Source organism: Hungatella hathewayi WAL-18680 (assembly GCF_000235505.1).
Taxonomy (GTDB): Bacteria; Bacillota; Clostridia; order Lachnospirales; family Lachnospiraceae; genus Hungatella_A; species Hungatella_A hathewayi_A.
The window spans coordinates 3,172,534-3,189,973 of the sequence record NZ_JH379027.1 but is presented as its reverse complement, the minus strand read 5'-3'; the positions used below and the strand labels follow the sequence as shown (position 1 = coordinate 3,189,973).

General features: G+C 42.1%; 29 protein-coding genes. All 29 read left to right on the top strand.

The window, feature by feature from the left end; translation table 11 throughout:
* The first annotated feature begins 15 nt into the window (after positions 1-15).
* On the top strand, positions 16-528 hold the full coding sequence (locus HMPREF9473_RS14440) for an RNA polymerase sigma factor (RefSeq protein WP_006780876.1): 513 nt from the start codon (positions 16-18) through the stop codon (positions 526-528).
* Positions 521-1,426, top strand: a complete 906-nt coding sequence (locus HMPREF9473_RS14435; protein ID WP_006780875.1) for a zf-HC2 domain-containing protein — start codon at positions 521-523, stop codon at positions 1,424-1,426. Before HMPREF9473_RS14440 ends, HMPREF9473_RS14435 begins: the two co-directional genes overlap by 8 nt.
* Before the next feature lie 77 nt (positions 1,427-1,503).
* Positions 1,504-2,772 (top strand): DNA polymerase Y family protein, encoded by a 1,269-nt coding sequence (locus tag HMPREF9473_RS14430; RefSeq protein WP_006780874.1) that lies wholly within the window; start codon positions 1,504-1,506, stop codon positions 2,770-2,772.
* Positions 2,773-2,802: 30 nt separating this feature from the next.
* On the top strand, positions 2,803-3,117 hold the full coding sequence (locus tag HMPREF9473_RS14425) for a hypothetical protein (RefSeq protein WP_006780873.1): 315 nt from the start codon (positions 2,803-2,805) through the stop codon (positions 3,115-3,117).
* 65 nt (positions 3,118-3,182) lie between these two features.
* Positions 3,183-3,809, top strand: a complete 627-nt coding sequence (locus HMPREF9473_RS14420; RefSeq protein ID WP_006780872.1) for an SOS response-associated peptidase — start codon at positions 3,183-3,185, stop codon at positions 3,807-3,809.
* A gap of 175 nt (positions 3,810-3,984) precedes the next feature.
* Positions 3,985-4,398 carry a VOC family protein gene (locus HMPREF9473_RS14415; protein WP_242830804.1) on the top strand — a complete coding sequence of 138 codons (414 nt, stop codon included), beginning with the start codon at positions 3,985-3,987 and terminating at the stop codon, positions 4,396-4,398.
* A gap of 64 nt (positions 4,399-4,462) precedes the next feature.
* On the top strand, positions 4,463-4,912 hold the full coding sequence (locus tag HMPREF9473_RS14410; RefSeq protein ID WP_006780870.1) for a GNAT family N-acetyltransferase: 450 nt from the start codon (positions 4,463-4,465) through the stop codon (positions 4,910-4,912).
* A gap of 51 nt (positions 4,913-4,963) precedes the next feature.
* A complete protein-coding gene (locus HMPREF9473_RS14405) occupies positions 4,964-5,449 on the top strand; it encodes a hypothetical protein (protein ID WP_006780869.1) in 486 nt (161 codons plus the stop codon).
* Positions 5,450-5,477: 28 nt separating this feature from the next.
* Positions 5,478-6,134, top strand: a complete 657-nt coding sequence (locus HMPREF9473_RS26290; protein WP_006780868.1) for an ankyrin repeat domain-containing protein — start codon at positions 5,478-5,480, stop codon at positions 6,132-6,134.
* Positions 6,135-6,416: 282 nt separating this feature from the next.
* Positions 6,417-6,695, top strand: coding sequence for a hypothetical protein (locus HMPREF9473_RS14395; protein ID WP_006780867.1), 279 nt, complete (start codon positions 6,417-6,419; stop codon positions 6,693-6,695).
* Between the two features lie 135 nt (positions 6,696-6,830).
* Positions 6,831-7,004 (top strand): hypothetical protein, encoded by a 174-nt coding sequence (locus tag HMPREF9473_RS27390; protein ID WP_006780866.1) that lies wholly within the window; start codon positions 6,831-6,833, stop codon positions 7,002-7,004.
* 32 nt (positions 7,005-7,036) lie between these two features.
* Positions 7,037-7,789 (top strand): hypothetical protein, encoded by a 753-nt coding sequence (locus tag HMPREF9473_RS28195; RefSeq protein ID WP_006780865.1) that lies wholly within the window; start codon positions 7,037-7,039, stop codon positions 7,787-7,789.
* 107 nt (positions 7,790-7,896) lie between these two features.
* Positions 7,897-8,415 (top strand): DUF2716 domain-containing protein, encoded by a 519-nt coding sequence (locus HMPREF9473_RS14380; RefSeq protein ID WP_006780864.1) that lies wholly within the window; start codon positions 7,897-7,899, stop codon positions 8,413-8,415.
* Positions 8,416-8,478: 63 nt separating this feature from the next.
* On the top strand, positions 8,479-8,889 hold the full coding sequence (locus tag HMPREF9473_RS14375; RefSeq protein ID WP_006780863.1) for a VOC family protein: 411 nt from the start codon (positions 8,479-8,481) through the stop codon (positions 8,887-8,889).
* 69 nt (positions 8,890-8,958) lie between these two features.
* Positions 8,959-9,432, top strand: coding sequence for a hypothetical protein (locus tag HMPREF9473_RS14370; RefSeq protein WP_242830803.1), 474 nt, complete (start codon positions 8,959-8,961; stop codon positions 9,430-9,432).
* Positions 9,433-9,492: 60 nt separating this feature from the next.
* Positions 9,493-10,077, top strand: a complete 585-nt coding sequence (locus tag HMPREF9473_RS14365; RefSeq protein ID WP_006780861.1) for a sugar O-acetyltransferase — start codon at positions 9,493-9,495, stop codon at positions 10,075-10,077.
* A 93-nt stretch (positions 10,078-10,170) separates the two neighbouring features.
* The gene (locus tag HMPREF9473_RS14360; RefSeq protein ID WP_006780860.1) at positions 10,171-10,683 is read left to right on the top strand and encodes a GNAT family N-acetyltransferase; all 513 of its coding nucleotides are present in this window, start codon (positions 10,171-10,173) and stop codon (positions 10,681-10,683) included.
* Between the two features lie 67 nt (positions 10,684-10,750).
* Positions 10,751-11,104: a hypothetical protein gene (locus HMPREF9473_RS14355; RefSeq protein ID WP_034858477.1), complete on the top strand. Its 354-nt coding sequence runs from the start codon at positions 10,751-10,753 to the stop codon at positions 11,102-11,104.
* A 29-nt stretch (positions 11,105-11,133) separates the two neighbouring features.
* A complete protein-coding gene (locus HMPREF9473_RS14350; RefSeq protein ID WP_242830802.1) occupies positions 11,134-11,337 on the top strand; it encodes a hypothetical protein in 204 nt (67 codons plus the stop codon).
* 46 nt (positions 11,338-11,383) lie between these two features.
* On the top strand, positions 11,384-11,923 hold the full coding sequence (locus tag HMPREF9473_RS14345; protein ID WP_006780857.1) for a DUF1697 domain-containing protein: 540 nt from the start codon (positions 11,384-11,386) through the stop codon (positions 11,921-11,923).
* Positions 11,924-12,029: 106 nt separating this feature from the next.
* The gene (locus HMPREF9473_RS14340; RefSeq protein WP_006780856.1) at positions 12,030-12,368 is read left to right on the top strand and encodes a DUF3784 domain-containing protein; all 339 of its coding nucleotides are present in this window, start codon (positions 12,030-12,032) and stop codon (positions 12,366-12,368) included.
* Between the two features lie 248 nt (positions 12,369-12,616).
* Positions 12,617-13,540, top strand: a complete 924-nt coding sequence (locus tag HMPREF9473_RS14335; RefSeq protein WP_242830801.1) for a hypothetical protein — start codon at positions 12,617-12,619, stop codon at positions 13,538-13,540.
* Positions 13,541-13,583: 43 nt separating this feature from the next.
* On the top strand, positions 13,584-13,958 hold the full coding sequence (locus tag HMPREF9473_RS14330) for an LptM family lipoprotein (protein WP_006780854.1): 375 nt from the start codon (positions 13,584-13,586) through the stop codon (positions 13,956-13,958).
* Positions 13,959-14,186: 228 nt separating this feature from the next.
* On the top strand, positions 14,187-14,411 hold the full coding sequence (locus HMPREF9473_RS14325) for a helix-turn-helix transcriptional regulator (RefSeq protein ID WP_006780853.1): 225 nt from the start codon (positions 14,187-14,189) through the stop codon (positions 14,409-14,411).
* Positions 14,389-14,823 (top strand): hypothetical protein, encoded by a 435-nt coding sequence (locus HMPREF9473_RS14320; protein ID WP_006780852.1) that lies wholly within the window; start codon positions 14,389-14,391, stop codon positions 14,821-14,823. Before HMPREF9473_RS14325 ends, HMPREF9473_RS14320 begins: the two co-directional genes overlap by 23 nt.
* Before the next feature lie 59 nt (positions 14,824-14,882).
* Positions 14,883-15,794: an alpha/beta fold hydrolase gene (locus HMPREF9473_RS14315; RefSeq protein WP_006780851.1), complete on the top strand. Its 912-nt coding sequence runs from the start codon at positions 14,883-14,885 to the stop codon at positions 15,792-15,794.
* A gap of 78 nt (positions 15,795-15,872) precedes the next feature.
* A complete protein-coding gene (locus HMPREF9473_RS14310; RefSeq protein ID WP_006780850.1) occupies positions 15,873-16,268 on the top strand; it encodes a hypothetical protein in 396 nt (131 codons plus the stop codon).
* Complete coding sequence (locus HMPREF9473_RS26885; RefSeq protein WP_242830800.1) at positions 16,255-16,737, top strand: GNAT family N-acetyltransferase; 483 nt, start codon at positions 16,255-16,257, stop codon at positions 16,735-16,737. Before HMPREF9473_RS14310 ends, HMPREF9473_RS26885 begins: the two co-directional genes overlap by 14 nt.
* Positions 16,738-16,799: 62 nt before the next feature.
* On the top strand, positions 16,800-17,393 hold the full coding sequence (locus tag HMPREF9473_RS14300; RefSeq protein WP_006780848.1) for a methyltransferase family protein: 594 nt from the start codon (positions 16,800-16,802) through the stop codon (positions 17,391-17,393).
* The last annotated feature ends 47 nt before the right edge of the window (positions 17,394-17,440 follow it).

Sequence of the window (17,440 nt, the reverse complement as noted above, 5' to 3'; positions counted from 1 at the left end):
GAAGGAGGTGAGGCAGTGGCGGAATTCGAGAAGAAAGATGCGGATATGGACAGCATTTACCGGGAATATGCAAATTTGGTCTACCGTTTTTTATATTCGTATACCCATGATGCGGACTGGTCCCAGGAGCTGATGCAGGAGACATTTTTCCGGGCGATTACCTCCATATCCAGATATGACGGTTCCTGTAAAATGTCGGTGTGGCTCTGCCAGATAGCCAAGCACATACTCTGGCAGGAAATTCGGAAGAAAAAACGGATCGATACGGTGGAACTGGGGGAAATGCTTTCGGATGCGGCCGCGCCGGAGGGCGAAACCAGCACCTTGCGGCAGGAGAGCAAACTGGAACTCTATCAGGCGATACATCAACTGCCGGAGCTGGAGCGGGAGGTGGTTCTGTACCGGATTACGGGGGAGCTGTCCTTCCGGGAGATTGGCGGGATTCTGGGCAGAAGTGAGAACTGGGCCAGAACGGTTTTTTACCGGGCCAAGCTGAAAATCGGAAAGGAGTTGAAACAACATGAATAACGATTCTTGTGATATCATCAGAGATTTGCTGCCGGGCTATGTTGACGGCGTGTTGAGCGATGCGGGAACCAGGGCGGTAAGAAATCATCTGGAGCATTGCAAAGCCTGCCAGGCGGTTTACCAGGAGATGAAAGATGGCTTCGGCCCGGCGCCGGGACAGGAGGAACAGCTGGCACTGGATGGCTTTAAAAAGATACGGAAACAGACCCGGCGCTTAAAGACAGCCGTCGGCATTGTATCGGGGCTGCTGCTGGCGGTCGTGTGCTCGGTGATTCTGGTTCTGTTTGTCATCGGAGAACCGCTTTCCACTCATCGCATCAATATTTCGGAATGTGTCTATGATGAGAGGGCGGAGAGTCTCACCTTGAAGGGGACGATCGACGATTCCACAATGTCAGTCAGACGGGTGGTCTTTAAGCAGAGTGAGGAAAATCCGAACGATATCAACGTTCTCGTCTACGGGGCGGAGACATTTCCATTCTGGAAACCGGAACAGGATTTCTCGGTTGTGATACCTGGGGTAAAGGGACAGAATGTCTATCTGGCCTGCCCGGATTACGACAGGCTGGAGGTGTACAGCTGGAAACATATGCATTTTGAATTTCTGAAGCAGCTGGAGCAGGAGGTTTACCAGGCAATTCCGCCGCTGGACAGGGACAGAGGGATTCTCAGTTACAGCGGAGGAATCGATGTGGTTGAGGGCATGGAAGGAATCACATATCAGGTGGATTATCTGACGGGAGACAACGCCTCCGTCTGGAAGCGGGATGACGGGATTATCACGGATGGAACGCTGGAAGCCGCCGATTTTGAGATATGGATTTCCCTGGAAATGCCTTATAAAATCAGGATTCACGATTATCAGACCGGAGAGTGGAGCGCTCCTCATTTCCAATGATTTCCATTGACATGCAGCGTCCGCCTTGTTATAATTCAAATCAGAACATATGTTCTTTGGCGAGATGAGGTGACAGAATGAAGGCGGAGGAGCCGGTGGTTTTTCATGTGGATGTGAACTCCGCATTTTTGAGCTGGGAGGCGGTTTACCGGTTGAAGCACCTGGGGGCGAAGCTGGATTTGAGGACGATTCCTTCGGCGGTGGGCGGCGATGTGACGAAACGGCATGGGATTATCCTGGCGAAATCCATTCCGGCGAAGGCCTATGGGATTCACACGGGGCAGTCGGTGCCGGAGGCGGTGCGGCAGTGCCCGGAGCTTTATCTGGTGCCGCCGAATTATAATCTGTACCAGCGCTCCTCGGAGGCATTTTTAAATATACTCAGGGAGTATGGGCCGAGAGTGGAGCAGTACTCCGTCGACGAGGCCTATATGGACATGAGCGGGACCAGGGAGCTGTTTGGGGAGCCTGAAAAGGTGGCGGATGAGATACGGACAAGAATCCGGGAGGAACTTGGGTTTACGGTCAATATCGGCGTGGGGAACAACAAACTGACGGCGAAAATGGCGTCAGAGTTTCGAAAGCCGGACCGGACTCACACTCTTTTTCGGGAGGAGATTCCGAAGAAGCTGTGGCCGCTGCCGGTCAGCGAGCTGTTCTACGTGGGCCGGGCCACCTTCCAGAAGCTTCACGGCCTGGGGATTCACACCATAGGGGAACTGGCCCACTCCGAGCCGCAGCTGTTACGGCGTCATCTCCACAAGCACGGGGAGGTTATCTGGGCCTTTGCCAACGGCATTGATACCGGGGAAGTGCTGGCGGAGCCGGAGCCCAACAAGGGGTATGGCAACAGCACGACGATTCCCTTCGATGTCACGGACCGGGAGACGGCGAAGATGGTATTGCTGTCCCTGGCGGAGACGGTGGCGGCGCGCCTGCGGGCCGACGGGGTGAAGATTCGGGTGGTGGCGGTGAGTATCCGGAATTTTATGCTGGAAACTTACGGCCACCAGATTACCCTGCACACCCCCACCGACATTACCGATGAGATATGGGAATGCGCCTGCCGGGCCTTTGATGAGTCCTGGGACGGCATTTCCATCCGCCATCTGGGGATTCACACCATGGGAGTCTCCGGCGACAGGAACCGGCAGCTGGGGCTGTTTGACACCATGGATTACGAGAGGAAAGAGCGGCTGGACAAGACCATAGACGCCATACGGAGGCGTTTTGGAAATGATGCCGTCATGCGGGCGTCTTTCCTGGGGACGGCCATCGACCATATGAACGGAGGCATTTCCAGGGAGAAGCGGAGCGTGGATTACAGCAGGGAGCATGTGGACTAGATTTTTGGCAGCGAAGGAAAGAGGAGCAGGATGTCAGCATTTGGAATAGGGACTAACGTGAGAGAAGTGGACAGCGGAGAAGTGCGGGGAAGGCAGATTGAGATTGCCTGCAAGACCTGGTTTACCAGCACCGGGTCGCCCCGACCGCTTTCCTTTAAATACGAGGGGGATGACGGGATGATTCAGAGCGTGGCGGTGGCGGAGATTGTCAGCAGCGAGGATAAGAATTATTCGGGGATTCCGTCCAAGGAATATAAGTGCAGAGCCATCATTGGCGGACTGCTACATGAGTTTAAGCTGGTGTTTTATCTGGAATCCTGCCGGTGGGTGATGGTGCTCCCGTAAGGGAGACGGCCGGCGGGTGAGAGAGCAGGAATCAGGGGTATCATGGCTTAGTAAGGAGGCGCGGAATGTGCGGACGATATTATATTGATGATGAGATGGCAAGGGAGATTGAAAAGCTGCTGCAAAAGATGGACAGCGCTGGGCGGACTGGTAGCGGGCTTGCGGCGCGGCTGCCGGAGGAGATTCGCCAGAGGCAGGGGGATGTCTACCCCGCCGGATTAGCCCCCGTGATTACCGGAAATGCCTCCGGCCTGCATTTGGAGTGGCAGCGCTGGGGACTGCCGGGCTTTACGAAGGGCGGCGTGATTTTTAATGCCCGCTCGGAGACTGTTCTGGAGAAACGGATGTTCCAGGACGGCGTTCTCCACCGCCGCGTCGTCATCCCCGCCCGCTGGTTTTACGAGTGGAACCGGGCCAGGGAGAAGATTACTTTCCTGCGAGACGACGCGCCCATACTCTACATGGCCGGATTTTACAACCACTACGAGGACGGCCCCCATTTCGTGATTCTCACCACCGAGGCCAACGCTTCCATGAAATCCACCCACGACAGGATGCCGTTAATCCTGGAGCGGGAGGAGCTGGCAGACTGGCTCACCGATGACATCAAAACCCGCCAGTACTTGTCCCAGGTGCCCGTCCTGCTCTCCAGACAGGCGGAGTATGAGCAGGAGAGTTTTCGATTTGAGTGATGGAACGGTTATAATATTGTGGATGATAAAGCGGGCCGCGATTGTGCTGTGGGCCCGCTTATGTTATACTGTTTGTATGTATTTTGCTTGGGATGGAAGAAGTTATATTACAGCGATAAGAAAGAAATCAAGCTGCTTGGATTGACAAATCGGAAGTTATTGACAGGGAGGAATCATGATGAGATTAGGTGCAGTCGTACTAGACAGTGATAAGATTGAAGAATTGTCTGATTTTTATGCGAGGATGTTAGGATGGGCAAAAAGCACCCAAATTCTGGATGGCGAAAAGTGGATTACGGTAGCAAAAGAGGATTACAGCGAAACGCCCTTATTATTTCAAGAAAATTTAGAATATAAAAGACCCAAATGGCCGTCAGAGAAAGAAGAACAGCAGCAGATGATTCATTTGGATTTTTATGTCAGCATGGATGAATATGAAAGTAAAATCGAACATGCAATCCAGTGCGGAGCGATCATGATGGAAAGCCAATTTTCAGACAAGTGGACAGTCATGGCAGATATTTCAGGTCATCCTTTTTGCATAATTCCATTACCAAATGATATCTATGAACAGCGGTATGGCAAATAAGGGAGCATTTCCAATCTGCCACCCGATACCGCTCTGCCACAAATTGAATTTTGGAGGGGAAAAGGTGGAAATCAGAGAATATCAATCATCAGATTGCAAGGAACTGGCGGAGTTGTTTTATCATACGGTTCACACTATCAATGCAGGAGATTATACAGATGAGCAGTTAGATGCATGGGCGACCGGGAAGATAGATTTGGATAAGTGGAACCAATCGTTTCAAGATCATGTGAGTGTTGTTGCAGTTGATGGCGATATCATTACAGGTTTTGGAGATATCGATAAAACTGGTTATCTTGACCGTCTGTATGTTCATGCGGATTATCAAAGAAAAGGGATTGCCACTGCTATTTGCAACCAGTTAGAGGAATCCGTTCAGGGGAAAATTCGCACCCATGCCTCCATTACGGCAAGACCATTTTTTGAAAAAAGAGGGTATCAGGTTGTAAAAGAGCAGAAGGTAGAGAGACAGGGGATTTTTCTTATAAATTTTGTTATGGAAAAAGTAAAATGAGACAGTGATAAGAGATATTATCGAAGTCTAAAGTTGAGAGAGGAAAAAATAATGGCAAAAGAAAAGGCATCATTTAATGATTTTCTAGAGGGAGTTGCGTCAGAGGACCGGGCATTTGTGGAGGAACTGAATAACAGACTGATAGAGCAGGGCTGTGACCTTGTAATCAAGGAGGCAAAAAGCGGCTACGTTGCCATATACCAGTTCAATAAGAAAACAGTCATGAACTGGGTATTCCGCAAGTCAGGTATCCTGGCAAGGATTTACGGGGATAATGCTGGCAAATATGAGGATGTCATCGCGTCTTTGCCTGCTGACATGCAAAAGAAAATGACTGCTTCCCGCGATTGCAAACGCCTTATCGACCCAAATGCCTGCAGCGATACCTGCGTGAAAGGTTTTATTTATACCCTGAATGGCAATATACATAAAAAATGCCGCAATGACGGAATGTTCTTCCCGCTGACCCCGGAAACAGCAGAGCATATAGCCGCGCTGGTCTGTGCAGAGGTTGCTGTGCGTAAATCAGTTTCCTAGTGATAAATCAGAAGTTGTGAGGATTGGAATGAATAAATTATTTAAAGATATAAGGCACAGTGATATTGAAGCAGTGCAGGCAGCAATATTGAAAAATATCTCCGTTGTAAATGAGGTTTATAATGCAAAAGCACCTAAAAAGGATATTGGGCAATCGCCATTACAAGTAGCGGTCAAATGCGGAGAATTTGAGATCATAGAGCTTTTGCTTGAAAATGGAGCTGACTCCGATTTCATGGAAGACCCTGCACTTGTTCCGCCTCATAGCGTTTGTATGTCTGTCCTGCATGATGCTATCATCGGCGTATTTTCTTCACTATGCTATAAACAGTATGGTCATTCCGAAAAGTATATCTATTTGATTGAAAAATTACTTGAGAATGGGGCCAATCCTAATCGAAAAACATCATCAGACACACTTCCAATAGGTACGGCAGTAAATAGAGCAGAAATGATTTTGGAGAGAAAAAAAGCTTACCCTGATATACAAGAAATAACTAAAAAGAGATTATTTGAAGTCCTTGATTTGCTTATCAGATATGGTGTGGATCAGGAAGAATGGCTTAATCAAAACTTTTGGGGAGTGTCAAATAAAGTCCATTTCTTTGAGGAAAAAATGTACGATATAAATAATATTGACATCAGAGAACCGATTCGTACTGCCCTTGAAGAATATTTTGACTAACTTCTAGTCTGTCGAGCAATTAGGCAGCACGGTGAGAAAAAAATCCAAAGTTAAAAATGAAAAAATTTACATATGATTATCTTTTTATTAGTTAAAATCAGTATTCGACTTAGATAATTCTGTTGGTATTCTAAAGGACATGCCCTGCGGTTACTATGCTGAAAGAAAAGCTCAAGATGATGAATGGAGTGTTAGAAGGCGGTAACTATCAACTCGGTCAATTCATGTTTATCGAGGAACTAAGTAGAACGCAAAATCGGAATTTGTGGAGGAGAATGTACTATGGAATATGAGGACTATATCAAGCAAGGGCTGAGTGGAGAAGCTCCATTAAAACTAATACTATGTGGAAATATACAAGATACAGAGAGTGAAAAAGTAGGTGTAGTATCAGTTGTATATGCAACAAACGATAAAGATTTAGCAGAACAAAAAGTGAATGAATTGACAGCAGCCAATCCCAATAATTATTACATGGTTTATAGTGTGCCACTAAATGTTAATTTGACAGAACTTTCTCATTATCCTTCGATGGCAGTTTCTAAAGGTGATTTACAATAAAAACAATTCCAGTTTGCAGGGGTGTTGAATAGTGCGCAAAATAGAAAGTCGTAGGGGAGGATACAGCATAAAAAAGATGCTGTATATCAGTTTATCAGGCTGTTCAAGTGGAAGTTGGAAAATGGAGGCAAAGCTATGAAACATTTTGGAAGATTACTATTACTTGTTATCGCTATGGTTGTCGGCGGCGGATTAGGATATATGTTGTTACCAGATTTTGAACCGTTAAAAATGGGCGTATTTGGTATTGCCTGTTTGATGCTGGGTGAAGTTTTTTATCAAATTGACAAACGAATATCGAAAAAGTAAACTTTTGATTTGAAGTTGATGGGAAGGGGACTATGAAAAAATTATTTAGCATTTTAAGCGTTATGATAATTATTTTCTCACTGATGGGGTGTACTCCCGATTTTAACGGAAGCCGAACAGGAAATGAAAATCAGTTGATTATGGAGTTCTCTACACTGAACACAACGGATTCACAGGACTTGGTTTTAGAAACTGGAAATTTTATAAAAGCGAAAATTGATATCAGTAGAGGAAATTTATCAGTTAAAATACAGAAAGATAAAGAAGAGCCTCTTTATGTAAATGATGTTATTTCTGGATCGGAAGAGTTTACTATAAAAATCGAAAAAAGCGGGACATACACGGTTACGGTAACTGGGAAAAAAGCAAGTGGAAGTGTCAGCTTCATAGCAGAGAAAGTTACATTTTCTGAAAGTAATGAGAACAAAGTATGGACGGAAGAAAACATAAAGAATAAATTTTCTGCTCGGTTTAATCAAGATGCTCATTTAGAAATAGTGGACTATGAAGTTATTTCCGATTATGCATTTGAGCGGGTTGGTGCTGTTTTGTTGAAAGATATAGATATGGGAACTGTTGAAGTGGCATTTATGGACAGCGAGGGATATTTTCAAAAGATGGGTATCTCTGCTGAACTTGCATCAGAACCAGAATTTGCGTATATAGGAAATGGAGTTGTTTCTCTGAAATTACTGACAGTTGACGGAACCATATATACATGTGAAGTTAGTTTTTCAAAAGAAAATGACGAGATAAAATATACTGTAAAAGATATTTTTGATTAAAGAGTCAAAAGAAACAATTCCCAATAACTGGGGAGTTACGCGGAGTGACAATTCCAGTTTAGCGGGTAAGTAAATCGGAATTTGTACAAAGAAGGCGGTGAAAGAAAGTGCTAATTAGCGATAATGCCGAGTATAACGCTATTTGGAATAAGGTCTATGATAAGTTGAATTTTAAGCCGTCTTGTGAATATAGAGGCCATTCTTTAGGAGGCACATTGCCATTTGAAATAGCCTCTTCATACTCAATTTATGCAATAGAAAATATGAATGAGGGTCAAATTGACCAAATGGACGATTTGATCAGAAAATGTCTGATTTGTTGCACATCAGATGATAGAAAATGGTATGCGTTAGACTGGCACCACAGTGCGTTTGTATTCAGTCCATATAATATTCAAGAACAACAAGATACATGGGTTGATGGTGAGAGATATTCAGGAGGCGGATATAATGCCTTTTTCCCATCATTTTATCCGGATGGGGATTACTATTTTTTTATCGACGAAAAATTTGAAAACGGGTATTTAGGTCATCCGTGGAGACAAGAAGTTTGGGTGTTCGGCTCAGTAGTGCAGAATGAAATTAAAAAAATATGTATAGAATTAGGTTGGAAACCCATTAAATAAATTCATGTTTATCGAGGTGCTAAGTAGAACGCAAAATTGGAATTTGTAGAGGAGGTATTGATAATGAATGGAAAAGATGTACGTATTGGTGTGAGTCTACTGGTTGGTGACATAGAAAATATGGTTCGATTTTATAGAGATACACTAGGCTTTCAAACTCAATGGAGTGGTGGACCTTTTGCGGATTTTGAAACTGCAAGTGGAGAACTATCCTTATTTATGTATAGCAGGAAAGAATTTGTTAAGGCAATAGGAGAAGACTATGTACTTCCAAAGGGTATCAATCAGACATTTGAAATCGCCCTTTGGCTATCCAATTTTGCTGAGGTAGATTTGGAGTATGAGCGTCTGTCAAAGCTGGGTGTGCAGTTTCCCACAGGAGAACCCATCACTTATCCTTTCGGTATCCGCAATTTTTATGTAGCTGACCCAGAGGGGAATTTGCTTGAAATTGGAAGTACGAGTGAAACATAAGCTAGAAACTTTACAAATTCCAGTTTATCGGGAAGCTGAAAAGTGCAGCAAAATCGAAATTTATAGGAGATGGAAATATTTATGTCAAGAATAAGTGCTGATGAATGTAAGCACATGGATATGGAATGGTATGGTGTTGATAGGCAAGGTAATATCGCTGTGTTTTGTAGCGGAGGAGAAGGAAATCTGCCGGAATTCGTTTGTGAAAACGAAGAAAGAGCTGATGAACTAATTGCGCATTTTGATAAATTCGAAAAAATCACAAGCAGCATAATAATTTTTCCTAAAACCAAAATAGGGCGGGCGGAACAAATCGCAAGGGACTTTTCCGACAAAGGGTTGTATTATTTTGACGCAGATGATGGTACAAAATTAGGAGTTTGCACATTTCACGAATATTATACAAAGCACTCCGCTCCTCAAAATCCACTGAAATATGAGCTGTTACCAAAGCATGTTAGAGAAATTCTAAAACACAATTTTATGGAAATTGAAGATTTTTCACTTGTGGACACGATACATGTAAAACATGCTTATATATGATAAAATTCTCATTTATCGAGACATTAAACAGAGAGAAATAAGAATGGTAGAGGTAGACGTATGACAGAAAGAGAAAAAATGCTGGCAGGACAACTTTATGATTGTGGGGATGCCGAATTATTAACCCAATGGCATAAGGCTAAAGATTTAGCAAGAGATTATAATCAAACGAACTCTGCTGATGTCGGAGAAAAAGAAAGAATTTTAAGTGAATTGCTAGGGGGAAAAGGTAAAAACCTATGGATAACAGCACCTTTTTATGTTGATTATGGTAATAATATTTATTTTGGAAATAACTGTGAAGTAAATATGAATTGCATTTTTTTAGACGATAATATGATTCGTATCGGAGATAATGCTTTAATTGCACCAAATGTACAAATATATACAGCATTTCATCCAACCAATGCAATTGACCGTTTTGGAGAGCCGAAAGAAGATGGTTCATTTGAATTTTGCAAAACACAAACGGCACCAGTGATCATAGGCAACAATGTATGGATTGGCGGTGGAGCTATCATTATGCCAGGTGTTACGATAGGAAATAATGTCGTAATCGGAGCAGGAAGTGTTGTCACAAAAGATATTCCTGATAATGTAATAGCATATGGAAATCCTTGTCGAGCAGTAAGAGAAAATAAGTGAATTCCGGTTTGTAGGGGTGTTGAATTGTGCGCAAAGTGGAAAGTATTCCAGATTGTCAAACTGGAAAATCGGAATTTATGGAGAAGGTAGAAAATGACTTATAAAATTAGAAAATGGGAATTGTCGGACGCAAGAGATCTAGCACTTGCTCTTTCCAACACAAAAATACAAGATAATCTTCGAGATGGATTGCCATATCCTTACACAGAGCAGGACGGGGCTGATTATATTTCTGCTATGCTTTCCGCAGATGAAAATGAAACATTTGCTTTTGCTATTATAGCAGATAGCAAAGTGATTGGCAGTATTGGTATTTTTCGTCAAGGAAATATTCACAGACAAACCGCCGAATTGGGATATTACATCGCAGAAGAATATTGGGGCAGAGGAATTATGACCGAAGCAGTAAAACAAATTTGTGAATATGTTTTTAGTAAAAGTGATATTATCCGTATCTATGCAGAGCCGTTTGCTTATAATGCCGCATCTTGCAGAGTGCTAGAGAAAGCGGGATTTCAATATGAGGGTACATTGAGGAACAATGCTGTTAAGAACGGTAAAGTTATCGACATGAAGATGTACTCACTACTAAAAACAGAATTGTAAATTCTAATTTATGTGGGAAATTGAATGAAACGAGAAGTCGGTTTTGTCGGAGGTATTCATAGCTTTTATGAAAAATAAATTCATCTTTTGGGTGGCAATTTCTACGGTTGTTATGCTGACCTTTCCCTGGCTTATCATCACTTTTGTAAAGGGTGATGCCGGAATGGCAGCTTGTTTATTACTGTTTTTTGCAATCAATCCGGTATACTTTATTTTCATAGGAATCATTGCAGGAAAATGTATTAGGAATCTATGGGGATTACCGCTTATTTCAGCAATTTTATTCTTATCTGGCGCCTGGATGTTTTTTGATATGGGCGAGACCGCCTTTCTCATATATGCAGGGATTTACTGCATTCTTGGGATAATTGCTATGTTGATTTCGGGGTGGATATATGGTATTTTGGAACGAATGGCATAGAAGGCAGCATACTTTGTAAATCAGGATTTATGAAAGGGGCATTTATGAATAAGGATAATCCGTTTACTTCTATATGGATGTTTATAGGGATGTTACTAGGCCTGGCCATTGGCTGTGTCATAGGGATTATTCAAGGTGAATTAGGAACATCAATGTGCTTTGGCCTTGTTTTTGGAATGATTGCCGGGGGAGGCGTAGGAATTATCATCAAAAAATTGAAAGAGAAGAAATGAAGCAGATTCAAGAGATAAATTAGAAGTGGCAGAGGTATTTACGGATATGAAAAGATATATTGCATTGTTAAGAGGAATCAATATAAGCGGAAAAAATAAAGTGCCAATGGCAGAATTAAAAAAAGGCTTTGAAAACCTTGCGTTTGAAGAAGTCAAGACATATTTAAATAGCGGTAATGTGATTTTTTCCAGCGATGAAGATGATACAAAAAAGTTTACAACCGAAATTGAGGGAATGATAAAAAATCAGTTTGGTTTAGAGATTCCTGTTTTAGTGATATCAAGAGAAACACTTGAGGATATTTTGCACAATGCACCTGACTGGTGGGGCAATGACGACAAAGAAATCTATGATAATCTAATTTTCATGATGCCGCCAGTTAAATTTTCCGATGTATATCATGAGATTGGAGAACCGAAAAAAGACTTAGAAAAAATAAAGGATTATAAAGAAGTGATATTCTGGTCTTTTAGCCGGAAAGATTATCAGAAAACAAATTGGTGGTCGAAGACAGCAAGTGCAGACATCAGCGCCAAGCTGACCATAAGAACAGCGAATACTGTCAGAAAAATAGTTCGTATGTAATTATTTTTCAAACTCTATATTCCAAACGAATCTTACCAGATGGCATAGGAGGCGACGTGTTTCGTAAAGGGGATTTATCAATCGTGATTTTAAAGGAGAGATGGTTATGAATGTTGAAGGATTTTGGGCATGCATTATTTTAGTACCTATTTTTGCTAGTGTTGGTTTCTTATTTGCCATAATGAAAGAAAAATCAGCAAAATTTGTTTCCGGATTTAATTTTTTACCAAAAGAAGAACAGAAACTGTATGACAAAGCATATATCGCAAGAGATATGAGAAATTCATGTTTTATATGGGCTTTTGTTCTGTTCATTGGCGCTATTTTATCTTACACATTAACTCCATATGCAGCTGTCGCGGCATACATCATTTGGCTGATTCTATTTTTTAAGGATGTCCATTTGGATGCCCATAAGGCATTTGAAAAATATTTGAAAAAATAATATCTGGTTTTTCGGACGGTTCAATCGGGATTTAAGCGGTATTTATATTGAAAAAATGATTAGATTATCATGAGAGTGTGAGGTGCTTTTCCATGGAAAAAACGTATATTATGCTGAAGGACACACCAGTCCTGGAGATAGAAAATTATGCTTGCCGGATTTTAAACTTTGAATTACTCCCCATTTCTCTGCGTTATTCAGGTGTAACCTATGATGATATTATGCATGGATGGACAGAAAACCGGACCATGAATATTGGGAAAACGAATGCCAAGAAATTGCTTGCGGGCTTTCGCATCAGTCAGAGTAATCCTTATATGATTGCCCGGCTGTTTCATTTTGCGTCACTGTCGGACTGTTACTGGCTGAAGGAGGAGGGGGAGAATCTTACTTGGAATCAGGTGAGCCTCTTTCAAAATCCGTTGGAAAAAGCGGTGTCAGCAACGGCCCTTTTAGGAGCCAGCAATCATTTCCGCCCAATGGTAGAGCGGATTCATACGCCGGAACTTACAGCTCAGGGGATGGCGGCGAAAGCGTGGATACGGGAAGAAGACGGCCTGTACCTGTACAAAGTGGGGAAAAAAGAACTGGCGGCCAGCCGGATTCTGGATGCGCTTGGAATTTCTCATGTCGTCTATGAGGAGAGTGAAGCAGAGCGCCTTTTGCAGATTGCCGCCCAGTCATATCTTGACAGGATACACGACAATGGTGAAAAAATCGTAAAGTGCAAAATTATTTCTTCGGAAGAGACAGCCATTGTGCCATGGGAAGATTTCCAGATTTACTGCGGCTGGAATGATGTCAATGAATATGAATGGATACAAAAAGAGGACCCAGACAATTACTATAGCATGCAGGTGGCAGATTATATTCTTGGAAATGAGGACCGCCATGGCGCTAATTTTGGATTTTTTATGGACAACCATACTGGGAAACTTCGGGGCTTATATCCACTGATGGACCACGACCATGCATTTTCAAAGGATAAAAATATTCCATCCCAGACATCTGAAGCAGATGAGACATTGCAGCAGGCGGCTTTGCGGGCAGCAGCATATATTGGCAGAAAGATTGATTTTGATGGACCCGCAGGGATGAAGAAACCTGAAGAAATCGACGAAGAAGACTGGCGGGGAGTATTGGAGCGGTGTAAGGAATTGAAACAAGTATAGTTCCTTGGAAGGACAAATTGGAAATTCAGAAGGAGGGAAGATTATGAAAAAATATTTGAGTATCTTGTGTTTTTTAATATTAGCTTTATCATTAACGGCCTGTGGAGCAGATTTTGATGGCAGACGAATGGGAAATGATAATGAGTTTGTGATGGACTATAAGATATTTAATACTACCGACTCTCAAGACTTAATCGTTGAAGAGGGGGACACTATCCATGCATCTATTATCGTCGAGGGCGGCAGCTTATCATTTAAGATTCAGAAAGATAATGAGGCCCCTATTTATGAAAGTAAGGATGTCTCCTTATCCGATGAAGTTGATGTTGAAATTGAAGAAAGTGGAACATATGTAGTTACGATAACAGGAAAAAAAGCAAAAGGGAGTGTTAGTTTTACAGTAGTCACTAATCAATAGTCAATGTTTTAATGACGTGAGAGGCGGCATTCTCCCTGCCTTATGGATGAAGGAGATACAGAAACATGAGTATATAATCAACTAATCCGGTTTGGACATATCTTTTAGCAGACTTGAATCGAGTCTGCTTTTCTTTTTCAATATGTTGTAAAGGAAACTTGACAAGACTAATGCAGCATGATATGATTGAGTTGTAAAGGAAACTTGACAACAGAGGAGGTTTTGCTATTGGAAAATAAAGTTGAATTATTAAGAAAGCAAAATGGAATTAGTCAAGAATCATTTGCAAAAGAGATGAGAGTTTCAAGGCAGACAATAAGTTCCATTGAAAATGGAAAATATAATCCCTCACTAGAGCTTGCTTTTGCAATTGCAGATTATTTTGGAATGAGCATTGAAGAGATTTTCACTTATGATAGGAGGTATAGCCATGAAAAAACAACTAAAATCTAGCATTCTGTTTTTCTGTTTCGGTATCGTTTTTCTGATATTAGCGTTTGCTTTTCCAGATATCAGTATATTTGCAGGCTTTGTTGGCGGCTGCTTTGGACCTGCAATCATGATGCTTTATAAATATTTATACTGGAGAAAAAGACCAGAGGAATATGATGAAAAAATCGAAAATGAAAACATAGAATTGTACGATGAGAGAAAAGAAATGATTAGGGGCAAAGCACTGAGGGTATCAACTCTGGTGAATTGGGGTATCCTGTCGATTTTTATAGTTACCATATCATTGCTAAGTCAATTTGAGATAATCGCAAAAGGAATTTCAAGATATATTGTCCTGGGAGTGGCTGCTTATTGGCTGATTTCCGTTGTAATAATGCAAATCATTTACAAATGGTTAAGTAAAAAATACTGATACATCAAATAAGTATTTGTGGTACGCTTTATTGGATGAACAGATAGGGGGCAAAACAGATGTATCTGGATGAACAATCGAAAATGTATTTAAACGGTGTGCCGCAGTTTATTTCCATACGAGCGGAAAAAGAAAATTCTCCTTTGCTGCTCTACCTGCATGGAGGCCCTGGTGATGCGGCACTTCCTTTAGTTATGAAATACAATAAAATGCTGGAACAGCAGTTCACGGTTGTTGTATGGGAGCAGCGTGGCGCGGGAAAATCCTATTATAAATTTGATGACACAATAACGATTGACATGTTTCTGAATGATATCCACACCCTTGTGGATTACCTGCTATCCCGGTTTCACCAAAGTTCATTGTACTTGCTGGGACATTCGTGGGGAAGCATTCTGGGGCTTCGTTTTGTCAAGGAATATCCGGAATTGGTTCGTACATATATAGGCTGTGGACAAGTCGTTAATATGAAAAAATCCAGCAAAATAGCTTATGATTATGCACTGGCGCACGCTGATAAAAAGAGCTTGAAAAAATTGAAGGAGATAGATTGCTCCTATCAAGCGGACCGTTGGCTGGATGACCTGCTTTTTGTCACAAGGCAGGTCGTAAAACATAAGGGTTCCCTATATGGGAGAAGGAACTATAATGATTTGGTTCTACCCTTTTTGTTCTCAACATATTACACACTCCCCGATTTGATTCGGCGCCAAAAGGGCAGTCTGCAATCCATACAATACCTGTGGCAGGAAGTCATGCAGACAGACTTTGAAGCGCAAACACAATATGGGGCTCCAATCATATTAATTGAGGGCAGATATGACAGCCATGTATCCTCTGCTCTGGCTAAAGAATATTTTGACCGGATTGAAACGGAAAAGCAGTTTTACTGGTTTGAGCAATCCTGTCACTTTCCACAATGGAGTGAGAGTGACAGGTTTAATAAGTTGCTGTGTGATTTGCTTTCATAAACTCCACTAAATATGCCGGGCTGAAGAAATAGGGATTAAGAAGGAGTTATTATTTGATGGAGCAGGAAGGAAATTTATATGAAGAATAAGACCATAAAAGTGATTTTATGCATTATAGTATTAATTTTAGCAGGAATAGGCGGCTATGTTACAGGATATAGGACTGCATATAACCGATTAGAAAAAGCGCAGCCTAATGTTCAGACAGAAACATTTTATGCAACAATCACGGATATCAGGGATAACAATTTTTCTGTGGAAGGTATGCGTGTCAATGATATCAATTACAGAGGCGCGTTTGATTTTGAAGTTAGTGATGAGACAAAACTTGTGTGGAGAGGAACAGAGATGACCATCTCAGAGTTTCATATCGGAGATTCTGTGTCAATCACTTATTCCGGTGAGATTCAAGAAACTTCTCCAGCGCGTATATTGGATGTGGTAAAGATTCAATTATTGGATGATGAAAAATGATTGGAAAGAGGTATTTATGATTGAAACAAATCGGTTAAACATATATGCCGCGTCTCGCGATGTTATGGAAGACTTTATTGAGAAACAGACAGTTGAAGAACTGAAAGCGGCTTATATGGAAATGTTGGAGGGGGTCCTTAAGTATCCGGAGCAATGGGAATGGTATGCGATTTGGATGATTGAATTAAAGGACGGAGTCCACATTGGGGAATTGTCTTTTAAAGGTATGGGCTTGGATGGTGTAGTAGAGATTGGCTATGGGATTTCGACAGAATATAGAGGAAATGGCTATGCCACGGAAGCGGTTTCCGCGATTGTGCACTGGGCCATTCAGCAGCCAGGTGTAACCCGCATAGAAGCTGAAACAGATTTTGAAAATGCGGCGTCTCAAAGAGTGCTTGAAAAATGTGGATTTATTGCAACCGGATGTATGGGTGCGGAAGGACCTCGTTTTGTCTGGTCATGTTGACAACTTTCATGTGGTTGGAGCGCATCATAGGGAAGAAATTCGGTATTGAAAGGAGAAAAATCATGGGAATTCAGTTGATTGCCATGGCGGTCTTGGCTGCTTTTTATGGCTGTTATGTTGTAAAAATGATTTGTCAGAAAAAGAAAGGAATACAAACAGATCAAATTGGAAAAGGAAAGGCTGGCTTTGTAAAGTTGATTGAAGTCACCATGAAGATTTCTGCCTTTCTTGTCCTGGGGGCAGGGATTATCAGTATTGTTCTTGATGCGAGTAACGGCCCTATTTCAATTCGGATCATAGGTGCTGTAGTGAGCGCTGCAGGCACAGCCGTATTTATTACCGCAGTTTTGACAATGCGTGACAGTTGGCGGGCTGGCGTGTCTCCAACGGATAAAACCGAACTTGTGACAAACGGTATCTATCAATTCAGCCGCAATCCTGCTTTTTTAGGATTTGACCTTTTGTACATAGGCATATTGCTGATGTTTTTCAACTGGGGGTTGTGCGCAGCGTCCGTATTTGCCATTCTCATGTACCATTTACAAATCGTTTATGTGGAGGAAGCGTTTTTGCTTGCCACATTTGGGGATGAATATCTGCAATATAAGAAAAGGGTATGCCGCTATATCGGTATAGGAAACGGTTATGGACTATAAAATCAGAAGCATTTCTGAGGGAGAAGCGTATTGTACGCAGCAGGAGG